25 protein-coding genes and 1 tRNA gene are annotated in these 26,823 nt (G+C 62.8%); 12 read left to right on the top strand and 14 right to left on the bottom strand.

Annotated elements, in window-relative coordinates; all coding sequences use genetic code 11:
* Positions 1 to 83: 83 nt before the first annotated feature.
* The 5 genes from K9F62_18220 to K9F62_18200 form a co-directional block, all read right to left on the bottom strand.
* Positions 84 to 704 carry a tetratricopeptide repeat protein gene (locus K9F62_18220; protein ID UJX43246.1) on the bottom strand — a complete coding sequence of 207 codons (621 nt, stop codon included), beginning with the start codon at positions 702 to 704 and terminating at the stop codon, positions 84 to 86.
* A complete protein-coding gene (locus K9F62_18215) occupies positions 704 to 1,081 on the bottom strand; it encodes a PilZ domain-containing protein (protein UJX40606.1) in 378 nt (125 codons plus the stop codon). Before K9F62_18215 ends, K9F62_18220 begins: the two co-directional genes overlap by 1 nt.
* Before the next feature lie 106 nt (positions 1,082 to 1,187).
* Positions 1,188 to 1,934 (bottom strand): 16S rRNA (uracil(1498)-N(3))-methyltransferase, encoded by a 747-nt coding sequence (locus K9F62_18210; GenBank protein UJX40605.1) that lies wholly within the window; start codon positions 1,932 to 1,934, stop codon positions 1,188 to 1,190.
* 106 nt (positions 1,935 to 2,040) lie between these two features.
* Entirely contained in the window at positions 2,041 to 3,129 is a 1,089-nt protein-coding gene (gene gcvT / locus K9F62_18205; protein UJX40604.1) for a glycine cleavage system aminomethyltransferase GcvT, read from the bottom strand.
* Between the two features lie 39 nt (positions 3,130 to 3,168).
* On the bottom strand, positions 3,169 to 4,926 hold the full coding sequence (locus K9F62_18200; protein ID UJX40603.1) for a hypothetical protein: 1,758 nt from the start codon (positions 4,924 to 4,926) through the stop codon (positions 3,169 to 3,171).
* 369 nt (positions 4,927 to 5,295) lie between these two features.
* Here K9F62_18200 and K9F62_18195 point away from each other — a divergent pair, with 369 nt between their 5' ends.
* The 3 genes from K9F62_18195 to K9F62_18185 all read left to right on the top strand — a co-directional run bounded on the left by K9F62_18195 (position 5,296) and on the right by K9F62_18185 (position 8,184).
* A complete protein-coding gene (locus K9F62_18195; GenBank protein ID UJX40602.1) occupies positions 5,296 to 6,267 on the top strand; it encodes a GAF domain-containing protein in 972 nt (323 codons plus the stop codon).
* Positions 6,268 to 6,356: 89 nt separating this feature from the next.
* Entirely contained in the window at positions 6,357 to 7,382 is a 1,026-nt protein-coding gene (locus tag K9F62_18190) for a rod shape-determining protein (GenBank protein UJX40601.1), read from the top strand.
* Positions 7,383 to 7,398: 16 nt separating this feature from the next.
* Entirely contained in the window at positions 7,399 to 8,184 is a 786-nt protein-coding gene (locus K9F62_18185; GenBank protein UJX40600.1) for an inositol monophosphatase, read from the top strand.
* Positions 8,185 to 8,396: 212 nt separating this feature from the next.
* Here K9F62_18185 and K9F62_18180 read toward each other — a convergent pair whose 3' ends face one another.
* Positions 8,397 to 8,933: an NUDIX domain-containing protein gene (locus K9F62_18180; protein ID UJX40599.1), complete on the bottom strand. Its 537-nt coding sequence runs from the start codon at positions 8,931 to 8,933 to the stop codon at positions 8,397 to 8,399.
* A 49-nt stretch (positions 8,934 to 8,982) separates the two neighbouring features.
* Here K9F62_18180 and rimI point away from each other — a divergent pair, with 49 nt between their 5' ends.
* From rimI to K9F62_18150, 6 genes are all read left to right on the top strand, one after another.
* Complete coding sequence (gene rimI / locus K9F62_18175) at positions 8,983 to 9,459, top strand: ribosomal protein S18-alanine N-acetyltransferase (protein UJX40598.1); 477 nt, start codon at positions 8,983 to 8,985, stop codon at positions 9,457 to 9,459.
* A gap of 26 nt (positions 9,460 to 9,485) precedes the next feature.
* On the top strand, positions 9,486 to 10,688 hold the full coding sequence (locus tag K9F62_18170) for a phosphoglycerate kinase (GenBank protein ID UJX40597.1): 1,203 nt from the start codon (positions 9,486 to 9,488) through the stop codon (positions 10,686 to 10,688).
* Positions 10,685 to 11,443, top strand: a complete 759-nt coding sequence (gene tpiA / locus K9F62_18165; GenBank protein UJX40596.1) for a triose-phosphate isomerase — start codon at positions 10,685 to 10,687, stop codon at positions 11,441 to 11,443. The genes K9F62_18170 and tpiA overlap by 4 nt, the downstream gene beginning before the upstream one ends.
* Positions 11,444 to 11,485: 42 nt before the next feature.
* Positions 11,486 to 11,878, top strand: coding sequence for a preprotein translocase subunit SecG (secG, locus tag K9F62_18160; protein UJX40595.1), 393 nt, complete (start codon positions 11,486 to 11,488; stop codon positions 11,876 to 11,878).
* 14 nt (positions 11,879 to 11,892) lie between these two features.
* Positions 11,893 to 11,978 (top strand) — tRNA-Leu (locus K9F62_18155).
* Positions 11,979 to 12,442: 464 nt separating this feature from the next.
* Positions 12,443 to 12,634: an Arm DNA-binding domain-containing protein gene (locus K9F62_18150; GenBank protein UJX40594.1), complete on the top strand. Its 192-nt coding sequence runs from the start codon at positions 12,443 to 12,445 to the stop codon at positions 12,632 to 12,634.
* 243 nt (positions 12,635 to 12,877) lie between these two features.
* Here the strand turns inward: K9F62_18150 and K9F62_18145 are convergent, their stop codons facing one another.
* Together K9F62_18145 and K9F62_18140 are read right to left on the bottom strand one after the other, a co-directional pair.
* Positions 12,878 to 13,558 carry a DUF6198 family protein gene (locus K9F62_18145; protein UJX40593.1) on the bottom strand — a complete coding sequence of 227 codons (681 nt, stop codon included), beginning with the start codon at positions 13,556 to 13,558 and terminating at the stop codon, positions 12,878 to 12,880.
* A gap of 765 nt (positions 13,559 to 14,323) precedes the next feature.
* Positions 14,324 to 14,698, bottom strand: a complete 375-nt coding sequence (locus K9F62_18140; GenBank protein UJX40592.1) for a hypothetical protein — start codon at positions 14,696 to 14,698, stop codon at positions 14,324 to 14,326.
* 1,155 nt (positions 14,699 to 15,853) lie between these two features.
* On the opposite strand from K9F62_18140, the gene eat reads away from it, so the two are divergent.
* The 3 genes from eat (at position 15,854) to eutC (ending at position 19,485) form a co-directional block, all read left to right on the top strand.
* Entirely contained in the window at positions 15,854 to 17,227 is a 1,374-nt protein-coding gene (eat, locus tag K9F62_18135; GenBank protein UJX40591.1) for an ethanolamine permease, read from the top strand.
* Positions 17,228 to 17,312: 85 nt separating this feature from the next.
* On the top strand, positions 17,313 to 18,695 hold the full coding sequence (locus K9F62_18130) for an ethanolamine ammonia-lyase subunit EutB (GenBank protein UJX40590.1): 1,383 nt from the start codon (positions 17,313 to 17,315) through the stop codon (positions 18,693 to 18,695).
* Entirely contained in the window at positions 18,682 to 19,485 is an 804-nt protein-coding gene (gene eutC / locus K9F62_18125) for an ethanolamine ammonia-lyase subunit EutC (GenBank protein ID UJX40589.1), read from the top strand. Before K9F62_18130 ends, eutC begins: the two co-directional genes overlap by 14 nt.
* 28 nt (positions 19,486 to 19,513) lie before the next feature.
* Here eutC and K9F62_18120 read toward each other — a convergent pair whose 3' ends face one another.
* The 6 genes from K9F62_18120 to K9F62_18095 all read right to left on the bottom strand — a co-directional run bounded on the left by K9F62_18120 (position 19,514) and on the right by K9F62_18095 (position 26,812).
* Entirely contained in the window at positions 19,514 to 21,652 is a 2,139-nt protein-coding gene (locus tag K9F62_18120; GenBank protein ID UJX40588.1) for a methyl-accepting chemotaxis protein, read from the bottom strand.
* A 206-nt stretch (positions 21,653 to 21,858) separates the two neighbouring features.
* Positions 21,859 to 22,734 (bottom strand): CoB--CoM heterodisulfide reductase iron-sulfur subunit B family protein, encoded by an 876-nt coding sequence (locus K9F62_18115; protein ID UJX40587.1) that lies wholly within the window; start codon positions 22,732 to 22,734, stop codon positions 21,859 to 21,861.
* Positions 22,735 to 22,736: 2 nt separating this feature from the next.
* The gene (locus K9F62_18110) at positions 22,737 to 23,702 is read right to left on the bottom strand and encodes a succinate dehydrogenase/fumarate reductase iron-sulfur subunit (protein ID UJX40586.1); all 966 of its coding nucleotides are present in this window, start codon (positions 23,700 to 23,702) and stop codon (positions 22,737 to 22,739) included.
* Entirely contained in the window at positions 23,702 to 25,426 is a 1,725-nt protein-coding gene (locus tag K9F62_18105; protein UJX40585.1) for an FAD-binding protein, read from the bottom strand. The genes K9F62_18110 and K9F62_18105 overlap by 1 nt, the downstream gene beginning before the upstream one ends.
* Positions 25,419 to 25,973, bottom strand: coding sequence for a Fe-S-containing hydro-lyase (locus K9F62_18100; GenBank protein UJX40584.1), 555 nt, complete (start codon positions 25,971 to 25,973; stop codon positions 25,419 to 25,421). The genes K9F62_18105 and K9F62_18100 overlap by 8 nt, the downstream gene beginning before the upstream one ends.
* Entirely contained in the window at positions 25,973 to 26,812 is an 840-nt protein-coding gene (locus tag K9F62_18095; protein ID UJX40583.1) for a fumarate hydratase, read from the bottom strand. Before K9F62_18095 ends, K9F62_18100 begins: the two co-directional genes overlap by 1 nt.
* Positions 26,813 to 26,823 lie beyond the last annotated feature (11 nt).

Raw genomic sequence — 26,823 nt, 5'->3', positions numbered from 1 at the left:
CGATCATGCGTCAAGGGCGTGGTGCGGGGCGTGACAAAATACCCTTCAGCCGATGCCCGGGCGCGGGAGGCCGGCCGGCGGCCTCAATCGAGGGGCGTCTTGGCCGAAGGATCGATCTTTTTGACCTGGAGAAAGTCCTCGCGGGCTTTTTCCGGTTCCCCCATGGCCTCGTAGACCTTGCCCCGGTTGAGATAGATATCCGGGTCGTCGCCGTTGATGGCGATGGCCAGGGTATAGTTGGCCAGGGCGCTTTGCAGATTGCCCTTTTTGAACCAGGCCGCGCCCCGGTTGTTGAGCGCCTTGGCGTTGGCCACGTCGATGTCCAGGGCCAGGGAATAATCCGCGATGGCCTTGTCGTAATGGCGCAGGGCGAACTGGGCGTTGCCCCGGTTGAAGGCCGCCGGCGCGTAGTGAGGATTTTTTTGGAGCGCGGCGGAATAGTCCTCGATGGCCGCAAGCGTGTCACCGTCGGCCTTGCGGGCATTTCCCCGGGCCGTATAGAACAGGTAGGCTTTCTCCTCGGGCAACTCGTTGGAATCGATGGCTTCGGTCAGGTTGGTTATCGCTTTGGAGTAATTGCCTTTTGCCAGGGCGTTAAGCCCCGCTTTGGCCTGGTCCAGGCCGCCGGCCGGGACCGCTTGCGGCAGGGTGACGGCCAGGGCGGCCACGGCACAGACGGCGGCGAGCAGACGGAGTGGGCGCATCATCGGTCGTCTCCGTCGCGCCCAGGCTCGAAGGCCGGAACCTGCAGTTCCTCGTCGATCTTGTCCGCGTCGTCGGCCGAGTAGCGCACCATGTTGCGCAGATGGAAAAAGGCGTTTTCGTCCATGCTCTCGAAATCGATGGCCAGCCCCTCGTCGTTGGCGCGTACGATCTGGCCTTTGAGCCGGACCTTGATGTCCTTGGCCAGACTGAAGACGAGGGTGCACTCGCGTCCTTCGGCCAGCCGGGGCTCCGGACGGAACAGGGCGCCTTTCATGCTGATGTTCTCGGTGCTGACCGGTATTTTTTCGCCGTCTATGTAGACGTAGGCGTCGAAGTGGGCGCAGACCCGGCTGCGCCGGCGTTTGTCCTCTCCCATGCGGCTCCTCGGTACCGGGCGGGGCTTCCCGGCGGTTTGGCGCGTCGCCCGACAAACGTGCGACTCCCTCTTCATAGCGGGTTTGGGCGGTTTGATAAAGCCGGAATCAACCCTGGGATGGGGCGGGGAGCGGGGGGGCGGCCAGCCCCAGGGCCAGGACGGCCAGGGCTGCCGTCTCAAAGCGCAGTACTCGCTCGCCAAGGCTTACGGGCGCGTAGCCGGCGTCCTGGAAGGTCCGGGCTTCGGCGTCCGTAAGCCCGCCTTCGGGCCCGAGCACGAAGAGAGCCTCGCCCGGCGCGCCGACGTCGTCCAGACGGATACGGCGATCGAGTCCCGGCGCTTCCCACAGGAGATAGCGGCGGTCGAAGCGGTGGGAACAAGCGGCCACGAGGCCGGCGGCGCCGCCCGGGACCACGTCCAGTTCGGGCAACCGGGCCGCGCCGCACTGTTTGGCTGCGGCAACGAGCGTCGCGTTCCAGGAGTCCTTGGGGGCATCCGGCATGCGGCCCTGGCTGTGGGCGGCCTGCCAGAAACGGATGCCGGCCGCGCCCAGTTCCACGGCTTTTTCCAGGAAGAAATCACGCCGGGTGGAGCGGGAAAATCCGGCGGCGAGGAAAAGACGCGTCGCCGGAAGAGGCACTTCGGCCAGGGACTGCACTTCCAGATCGACGCGGTCCCGGGACACGGTGGTGATGCGAAAAAGGCCCTCATGCCCTTCGCCGTCGAAGGCCCGGATGATTTCCCCGGTTTTCTTGCGCAGCACTTTGGCGCAATGCGCCGCCTCTCCGCCGGTCAGGACGTAGGGTTCCCCGAAGGCCTCGGGGGGAATGTAAAATGCGTCGGGTCTGCCCATGGCCAGGCTTCACAACCCCTTTAGAAGTTTTTGAAGGGGGTCCAGGGGGAAACTTTTTTCAAAAAGTTTCCCCCTGGCCGCCGGAGGCCTTTCTTCTTCTTTCTTCCTACCCCGCCACGCTCTTGCGGGCGGTGCCGGACTTGTAGAAGGGCAGGGCGTGGCGAATGGCCGGCAGTTCGGCCCGGGCCGCCGCGATCGTGAAGCTTTTGGCCTCGGCCGCGTCGGCGGCGACGTAGGCCAGGGCGATGGCATGGGACAGGCTTGGGGCGAAGGAGGCGCTTGTTACCACGCCCACGGTCTTGCCGGCCTTGTCCATAACCGCGTCGCCGTGGCGGGCGCTGCGCCGTCCGGGGATTTCCAAAGCGATGAGCTTTTGACGGAGGGTCCCCGCCCCCTTTTTGCCCGCGTACTCGGCGGGGGAGGTGAGCAGCCAGCCGTAGCCGGCCTCGGCCGGGGTATGGTCTTCGTCGAGATCCTGGCCGTAGAGGGGATAGCCCATTTCCAGGCGCAGGGTGTCGCGCGCGCCGAGTCCGGCCGGGGCCACCCGGGGATCGGCCAAAAGCGCCTCCCACAGTGCCACGGCCTTGCCGGCCGGCAGAAACAGTTCGTAGCCGAGTTCGCCCGTGTAGCCGGTGCGGCTGACCATGAGCTTTTGTCCCTCGAAGTCCGTCCAGGCGAAGTTGAAGTATTTGAGTCCCGAAAAATCGCCCGGCACGCGGTCCTTGAGCACATCGAAGGCCAGCGGTCCCTGCAGGTCGATCTTGGCCGTTTCGGCCGAGGCGTCGGTGAAGGTGAGCCCTGCCGGCAACCGCGATTTGACGGTTTCGAAATCCACATCGATGCGCGCGCCGTTGACCACGAGCATGTAGCTGTCGGCGTCCAGGCAATAGATGATGAGGTCGTCGACCACGCCGCCGGCATCGTTGAGCAAAAAGCCGTAGCGGCATTTGCCCGGGGCCAGGGTCTCCAGGTCGTGGGTGACGGCCAACCCAAGGGCCGCCGCCGCGCCCTGGCCGGAGAGGTAGAATTCGCCCATGTGGCAGATGTCGAAAACAGCGGCTTTTTGGCGGGTCTGCTCGTGCTCGGCCAGGATGGAGGCGTACTGCACGGGCATGTCGAAGCCGGCGAAGGGAACCATCTTGGCCCCATGGTCGTGGTTCCAGTCCGAAAGGGGTGTTTTTACGAGATGTTGCACGAAAATGCTCCGCTTGTGGGTTGCAATATGCGCGAGACGTCAGCTTTGCGCCAGCAGGGGGACGACGATGCCCTGTTCCTTTTTGGTCTTGCGGATGGCCCGGAACTCATCGAGCAGGGCCACCAGACGGCCATAGGTCTTTTTCACGGACTGGCCATAAGCGGTCAGCTCCGTGTCCTTCTTGCGGATGTAATGGCGCAGCAGGTAGCGATCGTTGAGGATCATGTCGCCCAGGGAAAGCACGCGCTCCACAAGGGAATCGAAGTAGTTGACGATCTCGAACTTGAGATCATTCAGTATCTCGGTAAAAAGCGAGAGCATGCGCTGGTAGGTGAGGTTTTCACCCTTGTAGTTGCGGTCCTGGAGATCCTCGAGCATCTTCACCTTGCGGGCCTGCTGGATGTAGCTATATTTTGACCAGACCTCCTGGTAGAGTTCCCGCACGGCGTTGAAATCATCATAATGGTCGGCATTGAGCATGTAATTGTCGAGCACCTTGACGACATTGGAATAGAATTCGTCGGAATAGCCGATGATGCGACGCTGGTGCTTGGACAGCCAGGAGTAGAGGAACTTGAGCTTTTTTTCGTGGGTGTCGGTGTTTTCCACGATCTCGTTGCGCTTGTAGACGATGCGGCCGTTGTATTCACCGCGCACGATGTCGTTTAGGCGCAGAAAGAGGCTGTAGGTGTCCTTGACGAGGTTGAGCTTGGAGAAGGCTTGTCCGGTAATGGGATGGATGATTTCCTGGGCGGCCACGGACAAGGCCCGGTCCTGGCGGACGTTGTTGGGGTCGTATTTGTGCTGGCGGTAGAGCACCCGCACGATGACCACCCGCCGGTCGGGATCGATGAAATAGCCGCCCTCGCCAAGGGCCTTGATGGCCTCGGTCTGGGTCTTGTCCACGCCGACCAGGGCGATTTTTTCCACGCGGGGATAAAACCGGGCCTCGGGATGGGAGTAGAGCGAGGTGATGGTCCGGTCGGTCTGGCCGAGCACCCGCACCATGAACTTCTCGCCCATGCGGAAAAGACGCCGGGCGAAAAGGGCCGAGGAGGTGCGGCGCTCGGACACGATGGGGAAGCCGTAAAGCTCCATGAGGAACTGGTAGACGAAATTGCGGTGCCGCTCGTAGCGCCGGTCGTCGCCGACCAGGAATTTCTTGATGTTGAGCCCGAAGCGTTTGAGTTCCGTATCGAGGTAGGACGGGAACGAGCAGTAGACGCCGGAGAGGTAGAAGTCGTTCTGGCTGTCGAGGGACATGACGTGGGCCCGGTCCATCTGGAGGACGGTGGGCAAAAGTGCGGCGTAGTTCTCCAGGCTCGTGACGTCCACGTCGGTGAATTCCTTGCGGAACTGGTCCTGGGCCGACTTGGGCAGGTGGGCGCAGAAGGCCCGGGTGTTCTGGGCGAAGATGGAGGATTCCAGCGGGCACTGGTCCCGGTAGGTCTCGTCGGCGTAGTCGAGCAGGCAGTGCAGGATGTCGTATTGGAAAATTTCCTGGAAATATTTGAGCGGCCGACCGAGCGCCACCATGGAAAAGCCGGGCAGCTCCTTGTATTCGAAGGCGTCGGCCTCGAAGGAGGGCAAAAGTTCGCGGAAATCCACCACCGGGTAGTTGTCGTGTTCGCAATAGGGCTTGAGCAGGCACAGTTTGATGTGGACCCAGTCGAGAAAGCGCTTGAGGTCGGGCAGGGATTGGACACGCAGGATATCCCCTTCCTTCGGGCGCGGGTCGTCCTGAAAGAAGGGTGCCTCGGCCACCTGGCTGAATGCCTTGGTCCAATCGAAGCTCATATCTGTCCCGCGTGTTGCTGGGGTCTTTTTGCCATCCCGGCCGGCCGTCCCTCGACGGAGGCAAGGGTGCCAGACCAGGATAAAATATTTGGATAACCCACTTCGGAATTTTTATAAAGAGCCTCCCGTGGGGTGCGCTTACGGGAGACTGCAAAATTTGACGCGGCAGGGCGCGCCTCGTATGGTGGCGGGACATGGTGCGGTCGGGCTGGGGGTCGGCCGGGAAACGAAAAGCACATGATTCGCGGTCGGTTGCGCCACTTTCAGGCGGGCCGCCCCGGGCCAGCGGTTGCTACCGCGCCCCACGTGAAGGAAACCGCCCCGTTTTCCCCAGCGGGCATTGCCGGCGGGAACGCCTGAAGCGACATAATGGACGCACCGTTTTACGACCAGCTCCTGGCCATTGTCGGCAACGTCTTCGACGCTTATTCGGCCGTGCTGTTTCTGCCCGGTCCGAGCGGCGAGGAGTGCCGCATCCAGGCCTTCTTCAGCCTCAGCGACAACCTTGATCGCGAGGCGGCGGTCGCGCCGGGCATGGGGCTGGTGGGCTGGATCTTGCGCGAAGGCAAGCCGCTTCTCATCAGCAATTTCGACCAGCGCCGGGGGGTACTCGGCTATTACCGGGGCGGGGAAGAGGAGCGCATCCGGGCTTTTATGGGCTATCCCGTGGCCGCAACCGGCGGAGCGCTTTGCCTGGACAGCCGCAAGACCTACACCTTCGGCGACAAAGACCTCAAAATTCTCTCCCAGTTCGCCAACCTGGCCGGCTATCATCTGGCCAAATCCCGCGAGGTGGAAACGAGTCTCGGCGAGCACCGTTTCTACCAATGCCTGCGCCTTATCGCCACCTTGCACAAAAGCCATCCCAAATGGACGGCCTTTCGTTCCGGGCTGTTGGAACTTTTGGCCAGCACCACGGGCTACCGCTACTGCATCCTGACCGTGCGCGACGAATCCGGGCGCTCGTATTTTCTGGAAGGGGCCAATGAAAGCCCGTTTCCCGGCGGGCGCGACGCGGCCAGGCGATTCCCGGTGGGGCAGGGGCTGGTGGGCTGGGTTTTCAAGAACCAGACTCCGGTTTTTTCCGGCGACGGCGACGAGGCCGGCGCGGCGCGGCTGCCGCTTTTCGGCCTGGACGCCCCGGGCGGGGATTACAAAAGCGTGCTGTGTCTGCCCATCCGTTTTTCCAAGAAGACCCGGGGGGTCCTCACCCTGGCCGACCCGCGTCCCCTGCCCGTCACCGAGGAACTCAAGGCCTTCGTGGCCATGGTGGCGGAAAATCTTGCCCTTTTTCTGGAGAATCTGCATCTGCGCGCCCGTGTTGATCAGCCTTCGGCATAGACTTTTCGGGTCCCACCATCTACGATGCCGCAATTGTGGCGACGTGGGGCCCAGACCCCGGGATCCCGAACACCAACTCGAGCATGGGCATGTTTTTTAGCAAAATTTTCAATTTTCTCGGGAAAGACCTGGCCATGGACCTGGGGACGGCCAATACCCTCCTCTATACGGCCAACGAGGGCATTGTTTTAAACGAGCCCTCGGTGGTGGCCATCGACATCCGTAGCGGCGAACTGCTGGCCGTCGGTGCCGAAGCCAAGGAGTACCTGGGCCGCACCCCGGACCGCATCCGGACCATCCGACCCATGAAGGACGGCGTCATCGCCGACTTCGAGGTGACCCGGGCCATGATCGCCTACTTCGTCCGCAAGGTGATCAAGGGGATGCGCTTCGCCAAGCCCAAAATCGTCATCTGCGTGCCCACGGGCATCACCCAGGTGGAGAAGCGGGCGGTGATCGAGTCGGCCCAGATGGCCGGAGCCCGCGAGGTCAAGCTGGTGGAAGAACCCATGGCCGCCGCCATCGGAGCCGGGCTGCCCATCGAGAAGCCCACGGGCAACATGGTCGTGGATATCGGCGGCGGCACCACCGAAGTGGCCGTGGTCTCCCTTTCCGCCATCGCCTACGCCGAATCGGTACGCGTGGCCGGCGACGAGCTCAACGAGACCATTCAGCGTTTCATCCAGGACGAATTTCAGATCCTCATCGGCGAAAATATGGCCGAGGAGATCAAGATCACCATCGGCTCCGCCATGCCCCAGCCCGAGCCTCTGTCCATGGAAGTGGCCGGCAAGTCGCTGATCGACGGCACGCCCGCCACGGTCACCGTCACCGACGAGCATGTGCGCGAGGCCATCCGCGAGCCCGTCAACATCATCGTCAACGCGGTGATGAAGGCCCTGGAGAAGACTCCGCCCGAACTGGTCACGGACATTTCCCGAAACGGCCTGCTTTTGGCCGGCGGCGGGGCGCTCTTGAAAGGACTCGATGCCCGCATCAGCCAGGTGAGCAACCTGTCGGTGATGCTCGACGACGCGCCGCTGACCACGGTCGTGCGCGGCACGGGCCGGGCCATGGAAGACCGGCTGCGCTACCGGGACGTGTTCATCAACTAAAGACGTTGCGGGGCCTATGGACCTGGATATCGCGGAAATTCTCGCTCCCATGCGCGCGGCCGTGGCCGCGGCCGGGGAACGCATCCGGGCCGATTTCGCCGATCCGGCCGATGTGCGCCACAAGGGCCGCATCGATCTGGTCACGGCCACGGATCTGGCCGTGGAGGCCATGCTCAAGGAACGCCTGGCGGGCATCCTTCCGGAGGCGTCCTTTCTGGCCGAGGAGACGGCATCCGCGGCCGACGTGTCGGGGCTGACCTGGATCATCGACCCAGTGGACGGCACCACCAACTTCGCTCACGGATTTCCCTTTGTCTGCACGTCCGTGGCGCTCTACGACGGCCCGACCGCCCTGGCCGGCTGCGTGAACGCTCCCATCCTGGGCCAATTCTTCTGGGCCGGGCGGGGACTTGGCGCCTACTGCAACGACAAGCGCATCCATGTTTCCGGCATTGCCGACCCCATAGAGGCCTTGGTCGCCACCGGCTTTCCCTACGCCATCCGCGAGAACCTCGACGAAATCATGGCCGATTTGCGCCGCATGCTGGCCGAGACCCAGGGCATCCGCCGGCCCGGTTCGGCCGCGTTGGACCTCGCCTACGTGGCCTGCGGTCGGGTCGACGCCTTCTACGAAATGGCGCTCAATCCCTGGGACGTGGCCGCCGGAGCACTGCTCGTGACCGAGGCCGGCGGCACGATCGGCTCCTACCGGCCGTCCCGCCCTTACTCCCTGGGCGATTTCCGCATCCTGGCCAGCAACACCCGCCTGCACGACGCCATGCGCACACTGTTGGGTGAGTAGACCGAGTGTAATAAAGAACCGGGGGGAAACTTTTCTGTAGAAAAGTTTCCCCCCGGACCCCCTTTCCAAAGACTCTTAATGATTACAATGCGTTGATGGTGCTTCGCCCGTAACCGTTAAAAAGTTTAGGAAGGGGAGAGCGCGAGAGGGGAGAACCCTTTGCAAAAGGGTTTCCCCTCTCGCACCCTCTTCTCTCTCTCCCCCTCCCTTTCCTACTCTGTCGGGCTGAACAGGGCTTTTTCCTCGAAAAAGCGCACCACGGCCGGGGTGAGCATATCGCGGTAGCTGCGGGTCAGGGCGGCCAGTTCTCCGGCGTCCACGAACATGCCGCCCGCGACCTCCTCGGGATTGGGGCGGGGCGTTTCCGTGATGCGGCCGGCGGAATAGAGCGTCACGAATTCGTTGGCCGTTTCCTGGGATGCCGGGAGGGTGTCGATCACGGTGAGCGTCTTGGCCCGCAGCCCGAGCTCTTCGTAGAGTTCCCTGAGGGCGGCGTCGCGGCGGGCTTCCCCGGCCCGGACGTGCCCTGTGGCCGAAAGGTCGAACCGGCCGGGATAGAGGTCCTTGTTGGCCCCGCGTTTTTGCAGGTAGAGCTTGCCTTGGGCGTTGTAGACGAGCACCATCACCGAGCGGTGAAAAAGCGATTGGCGGTGCGCCTCGGCCTTGGACATGACGAGCAGTGGGCGGTCGCGGGCGTCCACGATGTCCACGAGTTCGGGCGCGGGAGCGGGGGATTTTTTTTTCGCCATTTGTCTTTTGGCCGTAAAGCCGCAATGAACATGCCACAGGACGCGTGAAATGAAAACGCCGGACGCCGCTCCCCCCATGCGCCTGGGGCCTGAACATGCCCGGGCCCTGGCCGAGCTGGAGGGACGCACGTTTCCCGATCCCTGGGACGAGGCTGCGTTTGCGGCCGCCTTCGCCCGCCCGGCCTTCGCCGCCTTCGGCATCCCGGCCGGGGAGGGGCTTGTCGCCTATGCCACGTTCCATTTCCTTGGCGACGAGTTCGAGGTCATCAACATCGCCGTGGACCCGGCCATGCGAGGCCGTGGGCTGGCCACCGCGCTTTTCGCTCACGTCTTGCAACGAACCGATAAAATGGGCATGAACCGAGGGTACTTGGAAGTTCGCGCGGGCAATGTCCCGGCCAGACGGCTTTATGCCCGGCACGGATTTACCGTGGCCGGCGCGCGCAAACGGTATTATCCCGACAACGGGGAGGATGCCCTGGTCATGGTCCGCGAAACCGGACAGGCCGGGAACGCCTCTGCATAAAAACGCTCAAGCGCCAAGGAGCACGCATGGCCCTTCTTCGCATTGACCAAGTCGACGTCGCCGGCAAGAAGCTTCTTATTCGCGTGGATTACAATGTGCCGCTGCAAGGCGGCGTCATCACGGACGATCTGCGCATCCGGGCGAGCCTGCCTACATTGGAGTATGCCCTGTCCCAGAAGTGCTCGCTGATTTTGTGTTCGCACCTGGGCAAGCCCAAGGGCGCTCCCGATCCCAAGCTGTCGCTGGCCCCGGCCGCCAAGCGCCTGTCCGAACTGCTCGGCCGCGAGGTGCGCATGGCCCCGGACTGCCTGGGCGACGCCACCAAGGCCATGGCCGACGCCCTGGCCCCCGGCGACATCCTCATGCTGGAAAACCTGCGCTTCCATCCCGGCGAGACGGCCGGCGACATGGACTTCGCCAAGGAAGTCATGTCCATGGCCGAGGTCTACGTCAACGACGCCTTCGGCACGGCCCACCGGCCCCATGCCTCCATGGTCGGCTTTCCGGCCGTGGCCAAGAAATGCTGCGCCGGCTTTCTGCTCATGAAGGAATGGCAGTTTCTGGGCGAGGCGGTGCGCAACCCGACCCGGCCGTTCGTGGCCGTATCCGGCGGGGCCAAGGTGTCCTCCAAGCTCGGGGTGCTCAAAAACCTGCTGACCAAGGTCGACGCCATGATCATCGGCGGGGCCATGGCCAACACCTTTCTGGCCGCTCAGGGCTACAAGGTCGGCAAGTCGCTGGTGGAGCCCGACCTCTTCGACGCGGCGCTCGGCATCCTCAAGGAGGCCCGGGAGCGAAACGTGGGCTTTTATCTGCCGGTCGACTGCATCATCTCCCGCGATGCGGGCAAGCCCATCGCCGAGATGCGTCCGGCCGGGCAGGTGCCTTTCGCCGCCATCCCGGACGACGCTGTGGTGCTCGACATCGGCCCGGTGACGGCCGGGCTCTACGCCCTGGCCATCGAGCCGGCCAAGACCATCGTCTGGAACGGCCCCATGGGCGCGTTCGAGAACCAGGCCTTTGCCCAGGGCTCGTTTACCGTGGCCCACATCATCGCCGGCGCGCCGGCGGTGAGCATCGTCGGCGGCGGGGATACCGACGTGGTGGTGCACCAGGCCGGGCTGGCCGAGAAGATGACGTTTATCTCCACGGGCGGCGGGGCGTCCCTGGAATTCCTCGAAGGCAAGCAACTGCCGGCCTTTGCGGCGCTTATGGAGTGTCAGTCATGAAAAAGCTCATGGCCGCCAACTGGAAGATGTACAAGATGCGGGCCGAGGCCGAGGCCACGGCTTCGGATCTGGCCGCGCGTCTGGACGGCAGGCTGCCGGAAGACCGCGAGGTGCTGGTGATCCCGCCTTTTACCGCGCTTTGGGCCGTGGGCGGGGCTTTTGCCGGCAAGGCCGGGTTGTCGCTTGGCGGACAGGATCTCTATCCGGCCAAGGAAGGGGCCTTTACTGGCGAGATCGCACCGGATATGCTGCTCGACGCCGGCTGTCGCTATGTGCTGACAGGCCATTCCGAGCGACGGCATGTTCTGGGCGAGGACGACGCCTTTGTCGGCAAAAAGACGGCCTTTGGCCTGGCCGCCGGGCTGTCGGTCATCCTGTGCGTGGGCGAGAAGGTGGAGGAGCGCAAAGCTGGCCAGCTCGAGGCGGTCGTGACGCGTCAGATGGCCGCCGGTTTGGCCGATGTGCCGTCCGATGTGTCCCCCGAAGCCCTGGCGGTTGCCTACGAGCCGGTGTGGGCCATTGGCACGGGACTGACCGCCGGTCCCAAGGAAGTTGAAGAAGCCCATGCCATGATTCGCGCCTGGCTGATCGAGCGCTTTGGGCCGCAAACCGGGCCTTGCGTGCGCATTCTTTATGGCGGCAGCGTGAAGCCGGGCAACGCCGGATCGCTTTTGGGGATTGACAATGTGGATGGAGTGCTGGTAGGTGGCGCGAGCCTTGAGGCTGAAAGCTTCGCGGCTATTGTGACGGCTTGATGAACGCGGGGCCATCTCCGCGAAAATAACGGGAAAATTCAGTTGACAACGCTCATAATTACGGTACATGTACTCGCCTGCGTCGCGGTGATCGTCCTGGTTCTGCTCCAGTCGGGCAAGGAAGGGATGGGGGTCATCTTCGGTGGCGGCAGCCAATCGGTTTTCGGCAGCACGGGTGCCGGCGGATTGCTTGTCAAGCTGACGGCGCTTTTTGGAGCGATCTTTCTCATTACTTCGCTTGTCTATAACGTCTATACGGGGTCGCACCACCGTGGCGCAAAGTCGGTCATGATCGACGCCAGCGGCACGCCCATCGCCCCCCCGGCGGGAGTTGCTCCCGAGGCGACCAAGGATACGCAGCCGAAAAAGGGCGTGACCTTCGAGGACGCCCCGGCCAAGCAGGCTCCGAAAGCGCCGGAGACTGGCACGAAGTAGTCGAGTCGATATTTGCCGAAGTGGTGGAACTGGTAGACACGCCATCTTGAGGGGGTGGTGGGCCATGCCCGTGGGGGTTCGAGTCCCCCCTTCGGCACCATCTAAAAGGGGTTACAGCTAACAAACTGTAACCCCTTATTTTTTTGTCTTCAGGGTTACGGCAAGGCTTCAAAAAGCCCTGTAATTTTGCCAAAGTAGCAAAAAAGGTCAAAATACTGGGGCAAACATGCCGGACGCCGGCGTGGACCATAGCCATGTCACCAGCCTGCCAATCGCTCCCAGGCCGAAGGGAGTACTTTCACCCCCACGGTCGTCCCCACAGAGTCCTCTCCAACAAAAATGGATCGGAAGGGACTGTCCCTGGGCGCTCCTCGCCCAGCTATCTTGAGCTCAAAGGCAATCTCTTCTATTCTCGCTATGCTTTTCCCACGGTCTATCGTGGTCGCGTTGGGCATGCTGAAATTCGGATGAGTTGTTGGGGGTATTTCACCTCAATTCCGCTGGCGACTTCATATTTCGATGTGCGGAAATACCCCTGCCGAAAAAGATGATGCTCTAACCGACGTGGTCATCCGAAATGCCAAGGCCGCCGACAAGCCGGTGAAGCTGTTCGACGGTGCCGGCCTGCTTCTCCAGGTTTCCCCGACCAGCGGCAAGCTCTGGCGGTTCAAGTACCTCTTCGACGGCAAGGAAAAGTTGTTGGCGCTTTGGCAAGTGGCCCGACGTGGGCTTGAAGATGGCCCGCCAACGGCCTGATGCTGCCCGCGCTCTGGTGCCCCAAGAAGTGGCCCGTCCGAGATGCGAGGGTTTGGCCATGGCGGGCAGGTAGCAGGTCGAGGCGCAAGTGGTCTACTGCGGACAGGAAGTGGACACCTAAAAGAGTTGGAGTTTACACTGCGGTTACACCTGAAAAGATCGGCTGCTGACAACGGGCTGACGCCTGAAGAAGGTCGGCGCGGCTACTCGCGTGAAGCTGGAAGTCATTACGCCCAACGTGCCCTAATCTGAGTGGGAGCATCTCAAATATTTCCGTTCAAGAGGCATTAGCAACTTGATTGTTGGGCGCGCAACAGCACCGACAAAAAGAGCGGCAGCTACTGTACCTTCACGTACTCCTGCCAATTTATGAAGAAATATGAGTGAAATAATGCAGGCAATGAGGACTAAACTTATGTCAAAAAATATTTTTACACGTTTAAAATCTAATTTATCTTTTAAAACACCATGATATATTGCCAAGACTAATCCATCACCTGCAAGAATTGCAACTCTAGAAAGAACTTCAACGCCAACACCGATACCAACAAGTAATATGCCAATAATACATAATATACATCGTGTAAAATAATTATCAGCTGTTATTGGACTCGTAATCCATAAAGAGAAATCAATTAAGTAACCAAATATAAATCCAATTGGTATTTGTAGAAGTTGTTGCAGGCGAAAGTTTTTGCGATAAATCGCAACTTGCATAGCAACAAAAATACAATGCATAATAATTGTAGTATTTCCAACAGTCAATGATGAAAACAAGCTAATAACGTACGGTGGACTTGAAATGGGACTTGTTCCAAGGTTACATTTTATAGAAAATGCAACGCCAATAGACAAAATAAAAAGGCCCACCAGTAAAAACGAATATCTTCGTGCAAGCTCGCCCGGTCCCATCTTGTATATCATGCATTTTCCTTAAGCACAGGCCCTATTGATTCAGCTAGTTCTGGAAAATTGTTCGCTGGCAACGGTGCAGCTTGCTTTTAAGTAGAGATCAAAGAGGACCGAATGATTACGCCTGAAAATTGGTCAAGCATAGACCATAATATGAATTGACGAAATATCGGCAATCCGTGGCGCGGACCTGAACGACGGCGTGTTCGCCGTGTGCGAAAATCGGATGCGGTGGTGGTGAGGGGCGAGGGTAGGGGAAGCAGCCCGGGGCAAAGCACGGCAGGATGAAAAATCCGCTGTCGAGGCCCAGACCACCGAAGATGCGAATACCTTCGAGGTTGTGGCCCGGCCAAGCTGGTCAGGGTCTGGAGCGAGGGGACACACCGCCAAGGTCCTGGGGCGGATGCATGGAGTCGCAGCTTTCGGCGAGGCGCGGGTGAAAAATGGTGAATGGCAAGAGCTCGCTCGGAAAGCGGTTATCCATGCGGCTTCCTGGGCGTTCCCACCTGGTTCGGTCACGTCCCTTGCCCCGTGGCGGTCACAACAGCCCAAGGTGTCGACCACAGGGACGGACCGCACAAAGAACCACCTCGACGGCTTCTCTGATGGGGGCGACTACTCGGAAAAACGAGGGCCGCCGGTCGTGATGTTGGACGCGAGAAAATATGGGAGCGCCTGCAGGTGGCTGGACCGCTTTCCGCGAAAAATTGTGCTCGGCGCTGGCGACGCATGTGGACCTGTAAAAACCAGGCATCCCAGGCGCGAGAAGAGGCTAGGTCATTTTCCAATAATGAAATCAAAGCTTTCGTCGGCAATTTTCCCAGAACCAGAACCGGAGAAACCACCAGTGACAAAGGCGAATGTGCCCAGCCGCCCGTCTTCGCACTGCACTTTGCCGCTGCCTTTACTCCAGCTTTCAAAGGCAAAATTGCCCATACAGGCGATACCCTTACTTGTCGCGAGCTTTAAATTCCCTTCGCCGTTGAGATGCACTGTCGCCGTTCCGGTGAACGTCTCGGTGCTGTTTTTCACTGCACCGTGGATTGGAAGGGACATTGCTTGAACAGTAGAAATGCTGATAGATAATACGATGATGGATATGATAGTAAATGAAAAAACAGTCTTAAATAAATAGGGTGCGCAAGTATTCACTTTCAATAACCTCGTGAAGAACATCTGAAAAAATACTGCTCGGCAGTATTGTATGAACTACGCCTGTGGACAGAGGATTCTATTACGACCACACGAGCAGTTCGGTCGGTGGTTATCATGTCGGCCAGTATTTGTCACCGAATAGTTGTGTGCCGTTTCATTGCCGAGACACCGTAGGTCGCACCTCTTGTCGGGTCCTGTTTCAGGACAGATGAAAATCTCTCTGCTTTGTTTTCAACCCGGAGAGGTCACATCGTTTTCGAGCCAGCCCAACGTGAGCATTGTTGCCGAGAAGTCGCTTCCCGGGCTTTTCCGGTTACTGCCGTGCCCGCGCAAAACATTGGTCCGCATTGCTTCCCGTGCCCCGGGGGCTGGGGACCTCCAAGCATACATTTCCTGGAGGTTCCCACCAATTTTGCCGCACGAGAGGTGGCAACCGGCCGGTGGGTGAAAAATCTGGAGCCGCCATGCCGGGAATCGGCCGGTCCATTTGCTTGGAATTTCGTTCTGAGTTCTGGGTATGCATTTTCAGGGGCCTGGCACTGCCCGGACCCTTTCAGCCGCAAGGTCACAGACGCCAAGACCAGTTCCCGCATGCGGCAACCGGACGGCGCGTCCAGCCTCCGCAGGTGCAGCTCCCGGGCTTCGTCATGGCGGCCAGTCTTTCGCCATGTGGCCCCGGCACGCGAGATGTCGGGCCTTTTTTGTGCCACGGAGAAACTCCCGGCTGGGTTGGCCTCATTTTTGTCGGACAATTTTGTTTCTTATTGTAACAATAATGTACGAGGGTAGGTGGCAAACTGTCGACTTAATCGATTGGTCCACGCCGTCCGTGCTTGGATTCCCAGACTTCCCCACAGGCACAGCCAAGCCCTTTACCCTCTGGATCGAAGTCTGGCGTAACAAGATAATAACTTGTTATAACTACTTTTTTGTTAATAAGAGCACGCTATCCGAACTCATGGCCTACGGATCGTCGCCACCGTCCTTAACGGTCTTTATGGCCATGCTCCAGACCCTTGGCATGTCCGATGCAAATTGTCCCTGTTATTTCGCGAAGCTGGGCCAGAATCTTGCCCAACACGTTTACGGCCGGGACAGCCCCCGAGGGAGGGGACGTCCACCCCTTTTTTCATCTTACTGGAGGTCGGAGTTATGAGTGGTGACAAATCTACGCAACTGGAACGAAAGCTAGGCCCATGGATGCTGTGGGGACTCGGAGTCGGCTACGTGATCTCCGGGGAATACTTTGGCTGGAACCTGGGCCTGGAACAGGGCGGGACACTGGGCTTGGCCATTGCCACCGGATTTATCATCCTCATGTATCTGACCTTCACCTTCTGCTACACGGAGCTGGCCTGCGCCATCCCCAAGGCTGGTGGGGCGTTTGATTACGCCACCCGGGGGCTGGGCCAGAAAATCGGCGTTTTGGCGGGCATCGCCCAGGTTATTGAATTCGTGTTCGCGCCACCGGCCATCGCCGCCGCCATCGGCGCCTACTTCAATCTGTTTTTCCCCGATGTGCCCTCCACGGAAATCGCTATCGCCGCCTATATCCTGTTCACGGCCCTGAACATTTACGGCGTTCAGGCCGCCGCCGGGTTCGAGCTGTTCGTCACCGTGCTGGCCGTGGGCGAACTCTTGCTGTTTTGCGGCGTCACCGCCCCCAGCTTTCACTGGCAAAACCTGACCACCAATGCCCTTCCTCACGGCATAAGCGGCGCCTTCGCCGCCATCCCCTTCGCCATCTGGTTCTTCCTGGCCATCGAGGGCGTGGCCAATGTGGCCGAGGAAACGGTCAATCCCCAGCGCAACATCCTCATCGGATTCGGCTCGGCCATTCTCACCCTGGTGGTCCTGGCCGTGCTCACCTTTGCCTGCTCCGTGGGTGTGTCCGGCTGGGAAGCCATTGTCTACCCCACCCCGGGCGCGGCGCCCTCGGACTCCCCCCTGCCTCTGGCCCTGAGCCACATTGTGGGCAACAGCCATCTGCTCTACCACATGCTCATTTTCGTGGGTCTTTTCGGGCTGATCGCCTCCTTCCACGGCATTATCCTGGCTGCCGGCCGGGCCGTGATGGAAATGGGCCGGGTGGGCTACATGGCCCCGGTGCTCGGGAAGGTGAGCAAGCGTTTCAAGACGCCGGCCAATGCGCTGATCGCCAACATGGTGGTGGGCATCATCGCCTTGCTTTCGGGCAAGACCGGAGACATCATCACCCTGTCGGTGTTCGGTGCCCTGACCCTTTACGTCATCTCCCTGATCACCTACTTCGCCCTGCGCCGCAACGAACCGGACATGCCCCGGCCCTTCAAGGCTCCCTTTTACCCCGTGGCCCCGGCCGTGGGGCTGGCCATCGCCGTGCTGTGCCTGGTAGCGGTGACCATCTACAACCTCTCGCTGGCGGTGATCTTCTTCGCCATTCTGTCCGCCTCCTACCTCTACTTCAGAATCTTCTCCAAGGATGCCAAGGAAGAAGAGGTGCAGGAAGACGGCGTGCTTGAACCGGTCTTCGTCGAGGATAAATAACGACCGCCGCGAGAACCGACCCCCGCGCGCCTTCCCGAACAGGCGCGCGGGGGGACGCAACCCAAACCCCAAGAGGGCAACCGCTGTGTACTCCCTGACCATCGGCCCTCGCCGCTACAGCTTTGACGGGCTGCGCCAGCTGTTGGCCAAGGCCACGCCCGAACGCTCCGGCGACCAGCTCGCCGGCATCGCCGCCCAAAGCGCCGAGGAGCGGGCGGCCGCCCAGATGCTCCTGGCCGACGTGCCGTTGGCCGCCTTTCTGGAGGAGCCGCTCATTGCCTACGAAGCCGATGAGGTCACCCGGCTCATCCTGGACAGCCACGACGCCGCAGCCTTTTCCCCGGTCAGGCACCTGAGCGTCGGAACTTTCCGCGAATGGCTGCTTTCGGACCAGGCCGACGAGGCCAGCCTGGCGGCTCTGGCCCCGGGGCTTATGCCCGAGATGGTGGCGGCCACCTCCAAAATCATGCGCAACCAGGACCTCATCCTGGTGGCGGCAAAGGCGCGGACCAAATCGGCCTTCCGAACCAGCATCGGCCTGCCCGGTCGCCTGTCCACCCGGTTGCAGCCCAACCATCCCACGGACGACCCCAAGGGCATTCTGGCCACGATCATCGATGGTTTGATCCTGGGCTCCGGCGACGCCTGCATCGGCATCAATCCGGCGACGGACAATCTCCAGGGCGTCATCCGCCTCCTGGTCATGCTCGACGAACTGCGCCAAAGCTACGCCATCCCCACCCAAAGCTGCGTGCTCACCCACGTGACCACCACCATCGCGGCCATGGCCAAGGGCGCTCCGGTGGACCTGGTGTTCCAGTCCATCGGCGGCACCGAGGGCGTCAACGCGAGCTTCGGGGTGAACCTGGCTCTCCTGGAGGAGGGACGCCAGGCGGCCCTGTCCCTGGGACGTGGAACGGTGGGGAACAACGTCATGTATTTCGAAACGGGCCAGGGCTCGGCCCTGTCGGCGAACGCCCACCACGACGTGGACCAGCAGACCATAGAGGCCCGGGCCTATGCCGTGGCGCGGGCTTTTTCCCCGTTTTTGGTCAACACCGTTGTGGGGTTCATCGGCCCGGAGTACCTCCTGGACGGCAAGCAGATCATCCGGGCCGGGCTCGAGGACAACTTCTGCGGCAAGCTCCTGGGCCTGCCCATGGGCGTGGACGTCTGCTACACCAACCACGCCGAGGCCGACCAGGACGACATGGACGTGTTGCTCACGTTGCTCGGTGCGGCCGGCTGCGCCTATATCATGGGCATTCCCGGCTCGGACGACATCATGCTGAACTACCAAACCACCTCCTTCCACGACGCCCTGTACCTGCGCCGGGTCCTGGGGCTTCGCCCCGCGCCCGAGTTCGAGAAGTGGCTCGTGGACATGGGCCTTTTCGACCGCGACATGCGGCCACGGCCCTTGAACCGGGAGAACATGAGGTTGGGCCTTCCCCATGCCATTGCCTGAACACGATTCCAAAGCCATCGTCACGCCGGCCCCCTGGGACCGGTTGCGCCAGTTTACCGCCGCCCGGGTGGCCCTGGGCCAGGCCGGCGTCAGCCTGCCCACGGCCGCCCACCTGCGCTTCACCCTGGACCACGCCAAGGCGCGGGACGCCGTGCACCATCCCCTGGATACGCCCGGATTTTTCGACGACCTGACGAAGGAGGGGTTTGCGGCCCTGCCCCCCCTGGCCAGCCGCGTCCGGGATCGACGGGAATATCTGGCCCGGCCGGATCTGGGGCGACGCCTGTCCGAGGCCGGCGCGACGACCCTGCGCCAGGCGAACATCGCGCCCGTGGACCTCGCCCTGGTCGTGGCCGACGGGCTGTCGTCCTTTGCGGTGCAGCGTCAGGCCGTGCCTTTGCTCGCAGCCTTTTCGCCCCTGGCTACGGCCCGGGGACTTCGCTGTTCGCCGATCATTTTGGTCGAAGGCGGACGCGTCGCCGTGGGTGACGAGGTGGGGGAGATTTTGGGGGCGCGCGTCGTCATCGTGCTTATTGGCGAGCGGCCGGGACTCAGTTCGCCGGACAGCCTCGGCGTCTACCTGACCTACGCCCCGAAGCTGGGGCTGACCGACGAGCGCCGCAACTGCATTTCCAACATCCGGCCCCAGGGACTGCCCCATGATCGGGCGGCCCGGACCCTGGACTATCTCGTTGCCAGGTCCCTGGCCCTGGGCCTTTCCGGAGTGGACCTTAAAGATGAACAGCAGATTACGGAAGAGGGTCGTCAGGAACTTCCCCTCACGCTTTAATCTGCCAACATTCGCGCTGATACGGATGTCACCGGGACGGCCGTCTCTCCGGCTCCGTCCTTTTGTCGGCATCGCCGTCGTGTTGCAGCTCTCCGATCAGGGCGGAAAGTTCCCCGACCTGCGTGGCCACCGTGGCGACCACGTCGTTTGATTGATGCATGGCGTCGGTGGTGGCCGCGGAGATGGCGCTGATGTCTCCGATGCTTTGGTTGATGGCTTCGCTTGTGGCCGATTGTTGCTCGGCGGCCGTGGCGATGGCGTGGACCTGATCCGCCGTGGAATCCGCCAGCGTTTCGATCCGGCTCAAAATCCGGCGGGATTCCTCGGCCAGGGCCACGGTCTTGTCGATGGTCGCGGCGTCGTGGTCCACGGCCTCACTGCTGTGGCGCGTGCCGTCCTGGATATCGCGAATCGCCTTGTCCACTTCCTTGGTGGCGTGCATGGTCTTTTCGGCCAGCTTTCTGACCTCGTCGGCGACGACGGCGAATCCTCGGCCCGCCTCGCCGGCCCGGGCCGCTTCGATGGCCGCGTTGAGCGCCAGCAGATTGGTCTGATCGGCGATGTCGGAGATGATGCCAAGCACGCGGCCGATGTCCTCCGCCTGCCGGCCGAGTTGCGTCATGCGCTCGCGGGCCTTGGAGGCGTCGGCCTTGACCTGCTCCATGGACGCCGCCACCTGGCCGATGGTGGCAGCGCCTTCCCCGGCCTTTTCCCTGGCCTGGGCGGAAATGTCGGCCGCGGCGGCGGCGCTTTTGGCCACCTCGAACACCGTGGCGTTCATTTCCTCCATGGCCGAGGCGGTTTCCTCCACGCGCCGGGCCTGGACCTCGGCGCCGTCGGATGCCTGCCCGATGTGATCCGACAATGTCCGGGCGGCCGAGGACACCACTGCGACAACCGCTTCCAGGCGGTTGGCGGCCACCAGCATGCCTTCCGCCTTGGCGCGGTCGGCCTGGCGCGAGGCTTCCTCGGCCTTGTCCGTGGCGGCCTGGCAGGCCAGGGCCTTTTCCTCGGCTTCACGGCTCTTGGCCCGCACGCTGGCGATGGTTTCGCCAAGCCGGCCCGCCATGGCGCCTAGCGCCGCATACATGGCCGCGATCTCGTCCTTGAAACGCGGCGTCGGCAGGCGTGTTTCGTACCGGCCCGCGCCGACGGCCTGCAAAAATTCCCCGACCCGCGACAAGGGGCGAATCACCGACCGGTCCATGAAAAGCCAGATGCCGCCGACGACCAGCGTCAGGCTGGCCAGCGCCACCCAGACGATGGTCGTTACGGTCGCGCGGGCCGGCTGCATGAGCTCCCGCTTGGCGATGCAGCTGACGAAGCGCCAGCCGGTTTGCGGCGCATCGAACACGTTGGCCACATAGGTTTCACCGCCAAGCGCCACCTCGACCTGGCCCGCCGGACCCGAGAAGAGCGATTGCAGGGAGGCGTCCTCAAGTTCCGTCAGTTTTTTGAGGCTTCGCTGCGGTTGCTCGGTATCGGCGATGATGGTGCCGTTGCGGGTGGCCACGATGACGAAGCCGGTTTTGCCGGGACGGATATCCGCCACCATGTCGGTGATGACGGAAAGGGAGATATCGGCCGAGACCACACCCAGGATCTGGCCGGAGGCGTCGGCAAAGGCCCGGGCCGCGCTGATGGAGGCCAGGCCGTCGGTGGAGCGGAAGGGCGCGGACAGGACGGCCGTATCCGGCGTTGCCGCCGCGGCCTTGTACCAGGCGCGCCCGCGCGGATCGTAGACGCCGCGAGGGGCGTCCGAGCTGTTGACGAAGCCGCCGAACCGGCTGCCCAGATAGACCTTGCGGTAGTTGGGATGGGACTTTTGCATAAGGAGGCAGCGCTCCCGCAATTGCCGGCCCAGGACGTCGTCCGCGCGCGGCAGGGTGGCGACCTTGCCCGTGACGGACAGGAAGTCGGTCAGGCCGGCATCGATGCCGCGCAGTTCCGGATACGAGGCCAGATTGTCCACATTGGCCTTGGCCTCGCTTAGAAATAGCGCGATGGCCGTATTCGTTTCGGCAAGATCCCTTTTGGAATCGGCAATGTAATTGTCATAGGACAAAACGATGATATCATAGGCGGTAATGCCCAGGATGCACAAAAAAGGCATGATGATGATGGCGATGACGCCGCAGATCAATCTGACTTTGATGGAGCATCGCATGGCTCACCTCCTTTGTCCGTTTCCCATCGACCCGGGTCCGGTGCGGCAGGGTTGCATTCCACGAAGAGAGGCCCGGCCTGTCTTTCCCTGTTTGCAAGGGGCGGGCGCCTAAAAAAACGGGGCGGCGTTTGCCTGCGCCGCCCCGCTGCGAATACGGGCAAATCCCGCCGAAACAAGCGCCGAAACGCCTGTCGACGCTTCGCGCCCTAGGCCCGGCCGGCGCTTTCCGCCTGACGCAAGGCCGGCCTGGGGTCGACGATATGCCGCCCCAGCGCCATGTCCTTTTTGCCGAGCCCCAGGGCCTGCCCGACAAGCTGGGCCAGATGCAGCACCGGCACGGGCTTTTCGCCGCAGGCGGCGGAGAGCGCGTCCGGCTGGTACATGTCGAGCTGCATGTGGCACAGCGGGCACGGCGTCAGCAGGCAATGGGCCCCGGCCTTGGCCGCGCTGGTCACGGCCGAGGCGGTCATGCGCATGGCCGTGTGCTCGGCCGGGAACACGGCGTGGAAGCCGCAACAGCGCAGGCGCTCCGGAATGGCCACGGGAGTGGCCCCGCAGGCCCGGATGATCCGCTCCAGGCTCTGGGGATTGAGGTGGCTTTCGTAGTTCATGATCTCCGGCGGCCGCACGGAATGGCAGCCGTAAAACGGGGCCACGCGCAGGTTGTCCAAGGGTTTTTCGATCTTGGACGACCAATCGTCGCAGGTGTCGGCCAGAATCCACAGGAAGTGGCTGACTTCCGACGTTCCCCGGAAACGCAGGCCGATGTCGGCCAGCCGCTCGTTGGCCTTGTCCATGGCCCCGGCCAGCAGCTTGGCCCGGGCCTGGCGCAGCATCAGCGCGCAGGTGCTGCAGGCGGTGACGACCGGCAGGCCCATGCTTTCGGCCAGGGCCAGGTTGCGGGCGTTGGCCAGAAGCGCCGCCTCGGGATCGACGTCCTGCACGTGGCTGGCCCCGCAGCAGGACCAGCCGGGGATTTCCACCAGTTCCATGCCGAGCCGCTTGGCCACGGCCAGGGTGGAGACGAGCGCCTCCTTGGCCGCGGCGTGGAGGACACAACCGGGAAAGAACGCGTATTTCATGGCTAATTCCTTTCGGGGGCGATGACCTTGCGCAGGTCGTCGATGTTATCCACGGGGGGATTGTCGGCCACGAACAGGCGGGCCGCTTCCACGACGCCGAGCTTGCCCTTGGCGAACATGCGCAGGGTGAAGGGCAGGTGCTTGGTGGCGGCGCTGGCCATGCCCTCGGTGCGGGGGACGAGCCGGACTTCGTTGAGCCGGCCGGTCTTTTCCAGGTCGGTGCGGAAGGCCTCGGCGTGGCGCGGTCCCGGACCGTCGGTGTGGCCGGAAGCCACGGCCATGTGGCGCATGGCGGCGATGTCTTCCCCGGGGCGGATGTGCTTGGGGCATTTGGTGACGCATTCCATGCAGTGGACGCATTTCCACAGGCCGTGGGCCAGGACGCTTTCCACGTGGCGCATGGGGTCGGCCGAGCGGGAGTCCTCGGCGTAGCGGGCGGCGTGGGTGAAGACGAAGGGCTCCAGGAAATCCTCTCCGGAGTCGGAGAGCTTGTTGCATTCCGAGGCGCAGCTGCCGCACAGGATGCAGTCCCACTGCTTGGCCACGGCCTGCATCTCCTTCGGGGCCTGCCGGCATCCCTTTTCGGCCGAGAATTCATGCTTGGCCAGCAAGCCCGGCTTGGCCAGACGCAGGTGCTCGATCTTTTCCTCCCAGGCCACCACCAGGTCGCTTATGACCTTGGCGTTGCCGAGCGGGCTTATGCGCAGCGCCCCCTCGCCCCAGATTTTGAGCAGGTCGTCGACCATGGTGTCGCAGGCCAGCACCGCGTTGCCGTTGACCCGCACGGCGCAGGCCCCGCAGATGGCGCTGCGGCACGAGGCCGTGAAGTTGAGCGTCGGGTCCAGGTGCTCCTTGATGTGAATCAGGCAGGCGAGCACCGTCATGCCGGGCCGGTAGGCGAACGTGTAGCGCTGGCACCAGGTGTCCTTGCCGTCGAACCGGTCGATGAGAAAGGCCAGGGTATCCATCAGTATTTACGCTCCTGCGGTTGATGGCGGGTGATGGCCACCGGGCGGTAGTCGAGGCGGTAGTCGCCGTCCGCGACGGTCACCAGGCTGTGCTTGAGGAAGTTCGCGTCGTCGCGGACGGGATAGTCCTCCCGGGTATGGGCTCCGCGGGACTCCTGGCGGGCGGTTGCCGCGACCAGGGCGCACCGGGCCAGGGTGAGCAGGTTGCCCACCTCCAGGAAGTGGGCATAGGCCGTGTTGCAGACCGGATTGGCGTTGCCGACCATGGCGGTCCCGTATTCCTTTTGCAGGTCGGTCACGGCGGCCAGGGCCCCGGCGAGCTTTTCCTCGGTGCGGAAGATGCCCATGCCCTCCCACAGGGTGGCGGCCAGCTTTTCACGCAACTCGGGCGCGGTGGGGCCGTCCTTGCGGGCGGTGGTTTCGGCGAAGTGACCGCGCCATTTTTCGGCAATCTTCTCCAGCGCGCCGTCGCCGCCCAGGGACTTGCCCGGCACGTAGGAGGCCGCGCCGATGCCGGCCTGCTTGCCCGTGACCATGGCGTCGGCCAGGGAGTTGCCGCCCAGGCGGTTGGCCCCGTGGATGGAGACGCAGGAGCATTCGCCGGCGGCGAAAAGCCCGGGGACGTTCGTCTTCATGTGCTCGAAATCCACCACGTCGATGCCGCCCATGGAGTAGTGGGCCGTGGGGCGCACGGGTATGGGCTGCTCCACCAGGTCCAGGTTCTCGAAGAGCAGGCCCACGTGGCGGATTTGCGGCAGGCGCTCCATTATGCGTTCGCGGCCGAGGTGGCGCAGGTCGAGCAGCACGTGGGCCCCGAGGCCGGAGCCGTAGCCGCGCCCCTCGATGATCTCGGTTTCGATGGCCCGGGCGGTGATGTCCCGCGGGGCCAGCTCCATGCGGTCCGGGGCGTAGCGGGCCATGAAGCGCTCGCCGTCGGCGTTGACCAGGTAGCCGCCTTCGCCGCGCGCCGCCTCGGTGATGAGCACGCCGCCGTTGGCCACGCCGGTCGGGTGGAACTGGACCATTTCCGGGTCCTTGAAGGCCACGCCGGCCCGCAGGGCCACGCCCACGCCGTCGCCCGTGGCGATGTAGGGCGTGCTGGTGCGGGCCCAGAACATGCGGGTGTAGCCGCCGGTTGCCAGGACAACGGCCTTGGCTTTGATCGGGGTCACCTCCCCGGTGTTGGTGTCGCGCACCACCACGCCCCGGCACACACCGTCCTCAAGGGCCACGTCCAGCACCTGGGAATTGATGCGGAACCTGACGCCGCATTTGAGCGCATAGTCGAAGTTGGCGTGCAGCAGGATATGCCCGGTCTTGTCGGCCGAGAAGTTGGTGCGGGCATATTTGTGGCCGCCCATCAAGCGGCAAGCCACCCGGCCGTCGTCCTTGCGGCTGTAGGGCGTGCCCCAGAAGTCGGTTTCGCGCACGGCCTCGGAGGCCTTTTGCACGAAGAAGTCGATGGCGTCCTGGTCGCCCAGGTAGTCGCTGCCTTTTATCGTGTCGAAGCTGTGCGCTTCGAGGGAGTCCTCCTGGCCGGGGAAGTCCAGCACGCCGTTGATGCCGCCCTCGGCCATGCAGGTGGCCGAGCGGGTGGGCATGGTCTTGGTGACGACCAGGATGTCCAGGTCCGGATTGATCTGGAGCGCGCCCACGGCCGCCCGCAGTCCGGCCCCGCCCGAGCCCACGATGACGATATCGTGCGATTCCATTGCGCTAGCCAAGGGCGGCCTCCAGCTCGGGCACGGCGTACAGGTCGCCGCCGTGGCAGTCGTTTATCACCAGCACCGGGAAGTCCTCCACGGTCAGCTCGCGAACGGCCTCGGGGCCAAGGTCCTCGTAGGCGATGACCCTGGCCTTTTTGATGCGAAGCCCAAGGAGCGCCCCGGCCCCGCCGGTGGCCCCGAAGTACACGGCCTTGTGCTCGGCCATGGCCGCCTTGACCTCGGGCGCGCGCATGCCCTTGCCGATCATGCCCTTGAGGCCTTCGGCGATCAGGCGCGGGGCGAAGGAGTCCATGCGGTAGCTGGTGGTCGGGCCGGCCGCGCCGATCACGTAGCCGGGCCGGGCCGGCGAGGGGCCGACGTAATAGATCACCGCGCCCCTGGGATCGAAGGGGAGGGACTGCCCGGCGTCGAGAGCGTCGACGAGGCGTTTGTGGGCCGCGTCGCGGCCGGTGTAGATGATGCCGGTGAGGTGGACCACATCGCCGGCGCGCAGCTTTTCCACATCCGCATCGGTCATCGGCGTGGTCAGATGGTATTCGGCCATTAGAGCGTGACCTCCTTGTGCCGGGAGCTGTGGCACTGGATGTTGACGGCCAGCGGCAGGCTGGCCAGGTGGCAGGGGGCGGTTTTGATCTTGACGCCAAGACAGGTCGTCGCGCCGCCAAGGCCCATGGGGCCGATGCCGAGGCGGTTGATGGAAGCGAGTAGGTCCGCTTCCATGGCCGCCACTTCGGGATCGGGATGGACGTCGTCCACCTGGCGCATGAGCGCCTTTTTGGAGTTGATGGCGGCCAGCTCGAAATTGCCGCCGATGCCGACGCCGACCAGGATGGGCGGGCAGGGGTTGGAGCCCGATTCGGCCACGCGGCGGATGACGAATTCGCGGATGCCGGGAAGGCCCTGGGCCGGGGCCAGCATCATCACCCGCGACATGTTCTCGGAACCGCCGCCCTTGGCCATCATACAGATCTTGAGCGCATCCCCGGGGACCAGGTCGAAGTGGATGATGGCCGGGGAATTGTCGCCCACGTTCTTGCGGGTGAAGGGATCGCAGGTGGATTTGCGCAGAAAGCCGTCGCCGTAACCCTTGACCATGCCGGCGTTTATGGCCTCGCGCAGGCTGCCGTCCTCCAGGCGGACCTCCTCGCCCACTTCGACGAAAAAGACGCCCAGGCCGCAGTCCTGGCACAGCGGCAGTCCGGTCCGGGCGGCCAGGGCGGCGTTTTCCTCGAGTTGGCCGAAGATTTCCCGGGCCGAGGCCACGGTTTCGGCCGCCTTGGCCTTGGCGAAGGAGGCCAGCACATCGGCCGGCAGGTAACGGTTGGCGTCGATGCACATGGCGGCCACGGCGTCGACAACGCTTTGTCTGGAAATGGTGCGCATGAGAACTCCTT

Origin of the sequence: Desulfovibrio sp. JY (assembly GCA_021730285.1) — a bacterium.
Taxonomy (GTDB): Bacteria; Desulfobacterota; Desulfovibrionia; order Desulfovibrionales; family Desulfovibrionaceae; genus Solidesulfovibrio.
This window is presented reverse-complemented; position numbering and strand designations above follow the sequence as displayed.